At 74.0% G+C, this 2414-nt stretch carries 3 protein-coding genes; 1 reads left to right on the top strand and 2 read right to left on the bottom strand.

The window, feature by feature from the left end; translation table 11 throughout:
- Window positions 1–153: 153 nt before the first annotated feature.
- Window positions 154–615 carry a hypothetical protein gene (locus tag ACFXA3_RS41030; protein WP_385196343.1) on the bottom strand — a complete coding sequence of 154 codons (462 nt, stop codon included), beginning with the start codon at window positions 613–615 and terminating at the stop codon, window positions 154–156.
- Between the two features lie 130 nt (window positions 616–745).
- Here ACFXA3_RS41030 and ACFXA3_RS41025 point away from each other — a divergent pair, with 130 nt between their 5' ends.
- On the top strand, window positions 746–1345 hold the full coding sequence (locus tag ACFXA3_RS41025; protein ID WP_385196340.1) for a TetR/AcrR family transcriptional regulator: 600 nt from the start codon (window positions 746–748) through the stop codon (window positions 1343–1345).
- Window positions 1346–1365: 20 nt separating this feature from the next.
- Here ACFXA3_RS41025 and ACFXA3_RS41020 read toward each other — a convergent pair whose 3' ends face one another.
- Complete coding sequence (locus ACFXA3_RS41020) at window positions 1366–2202, bottom strand: hypothetical protein (protein ID WP_385196338.1); 837 nt, start codon at window positions 2200–2202, stop codon at window positions 1366–1368.
- Between the last annotated feature and the right edge of the window lie 212 nt (window positions 2203–2414).

The following is a 2414-nucleotide window of genomic DNA, read 5'->3' as shown; positions in this document are numbered from 1 at the left end:
ACCTTCCGTGGTGGTTCGATCCACGGAAAAGGGGTGTGCGCCGGGCCACTTTCAACCCGAACCGAAGGAAACGGGCGCCTCGAACGCCGCTTTCCACACCGCCCGCCACAGCCCGGCCGGGCACCGCACGCGGCGGCGCGTGCGACGCCCGGCCTACAGGGCGGCGAGCTCGGCGTTCGCCCGGGCCGTGACATGGGCGAGTGCGCGGGCGGCGATTTCGCGTTCGGCCGCCGGCAGGTCGCCGTACAGCCGATCGGTCACCCCGGCCACGGCATCCGTGAACCCCCGGTGGATCCGGGCGCCCGCATCGGTGAGGGACGCGCCGGCGCCGTCGAGCAGCCCCGCGTCGGCAAGCTCGTCGAGCAGCTGCCGCGCCTGTGGGGCGCCGATCTTGAGCGTCGCGGTGAGGCGGTCGGCCACGCCGGCGCGGCCGAGCCCGTCGGCGGCGGCCTTGAGCGCCACGGACTGGTGGAAGGTGAGTCCCGACGCGGCCAGGAGCCGGTCCCGAACGGCGGCGATCGCGTGGTAGGCGATGCCGATCAGCCGACCGTCGAGGAGCGGGGCGGAGGCCGCGGCGGGGGTTGCGGTCGCGTTGGTGGTGGCTGCGTCGGTCATGGAGCACATCTCCCTGCGGTTGCGGGCGTACCCAACCGGAGAGGTCTCCGGTTGGCCTGCCGCCACCTTAAGCGGAGAGCTCTCCGGTTTTCAAGAGACAACCCGAGAGCTCTCCGCTACGCTGCTCCGCATGACCCCTCCCACGGAGCGCGCCGACGCCGCCCGCAACCGCCTGCGCATCCTCGACGCCGCGCGGCGCCTGCTCGAGGTGGACGGCTCCGCCGATCTGTCCCTGGACGCGGTGGCCAAGGAGGCCGGGGTGGGGGTCGGCACGGTCTACCGGCGCTTCCACCACCGGGCGGGGCTCGTCTACGCGCTGATCGAGGACAACGAGACCCGCTTCCAGGAGGCATTCGCCCGGCACTGCGCGGACGGGACCCCGTCGGCGCACGACCGGCTGCGCACCTTTCTCCACGGCTTGGCCGATCTCGTCGAGGACAACAGGGAGCTGCTGCTCCTCGCCGAGGCCGGCGCGCCGGCCGGGCGCTACCACAGCGCCCCGTTCCGGCGGCACCACGAGCAGATCGCGGGCATGGTCGCGGAGCTCGCCCCCGCCGCGGACGCCGCCTACACGGCGGATCTGCTCCTCATGGCGTTCACGCCGGGCCTGTTCGCGTTCCAGCGCACCGAGCGCGGCTGGGACGTGGACCGCATCAAGCACGGTCTGGAGGCGCTGATCGCCGGCATCGGCGCAGGGCCGGAGCCCGGAGCCGCGGCTCCCGCGCCGTAGGGGCACGGGGGCGGCGCCCCTCAGGGGCGTTCGAAGAGCTGGAGGATTCCTCCGGCGGAGAAGCAGAGCGCGCCCGTCAGCGTGCCCCAGTTGGCGATGTCCTCGTTCACCAGGCTTCCGGTCGCGGGGCGGGTGAAGGCCGCCAGCGCCGAGACGAGGAAGAGGACGGATCCGAGCTGATTGACCGCGACGATCCACCAGCTGAGCTCGCGGGCGCGGACGCCCGGGCGGCCGTGGCAGACCTCGACGAGTGCGAGGTGGCCCGAGATCAGGAAGAGGATGCATCCGATCATGTCGGGGGTCCAGATCAGCCGGTTCACCTGTTGCAACGAGAGCCCCTGCAGCAGGGAGCTCAGCAGGTTGATGCCGAACACGAGGGTGCCCACGAAGAGCACGAAGGTACTCAGCCAGTCGATCCGGGACGGCTCGTAGCTCCACCAGGCCCAGGGCCGCCCGGTCAGCGAGCCCGCCCCGGTCACCGGGCGGGGCGCGTTGACCGCCTGGAGCAGCGAGGCGTACCCGCCGGTGTTGAAGAACAGGCCGCCGGCGAAGTAGATCCACACGCCCGTCGCGGCGCCCGAGCCGAACTGGGCGACCCCGGCCCCGAGGGCGAACAGCGCCCCGCCCACCGTGAACGCGAGCGCGGCGACGGCATTCAGCCTGCGCAGGCGGCCGATCGACACGCTGTCGGCCCTGCGGGGGCGGGGGGTGAGCTCGCCCTCGGCGCGTACGGTGAGCCGGCCGCGCTTGCGCGCCGTGCGGGACTCCCAGACCGCGGTGCCCCCGTCCGCCGGACGCCAGGCCAGCCTCGTGGTGAACGGCCCGGCTCCCTCGGCACGGCCTTCGGTGTGACTCACCCGCCGACCATATCCGGTGATGTCCGGCATTCCCGGCTGCCGGGCGCCCGTTTCCCGCGTCGGCCGTACGGCCCGGCCGCCCGATGCCGTTCGGCCGACGCGGTACCGCCCGGTCGGGGGGGGCCGGCCCGCGGGGCGGGGCGGGCGGGGGCGGGGGCGGGGGGGGGGTGGCGGGGGTGGACCACGCGTGGGGGGGTGGCGCAGACAGCCCG

The sequence above is a fragment of the Streptomyces sp. NPDC059456 genome, assembly GCF_042750055.1.
Taxonomy (GTDB): Bacteria; Actinomycetota; Actinomycetes; order Streptomycetales; family Streptomycetaceae; genus Streptomyces.
Note: the sequence above shows the minus strand (reverse complement) of the source record. Positions and strands in the feature narration are given on the sequence as shown.

Coding starts and splice junctions, on each gene's coding strand:
- ACFXA3_RS41030 (WP_385196343.1), bottom strand. CDS start 615: ATGACCGACGCAGCCACCACCAACGCGACCGCAACCCCCGCCGCGGCC.
- ACFXA3_RS41025 (WP_385196340.1), top strand. CDS start 746: ATGACCCCTCCCACGGAGCGCGCCGACGCCGCCCGCAACCGCCTGCGC.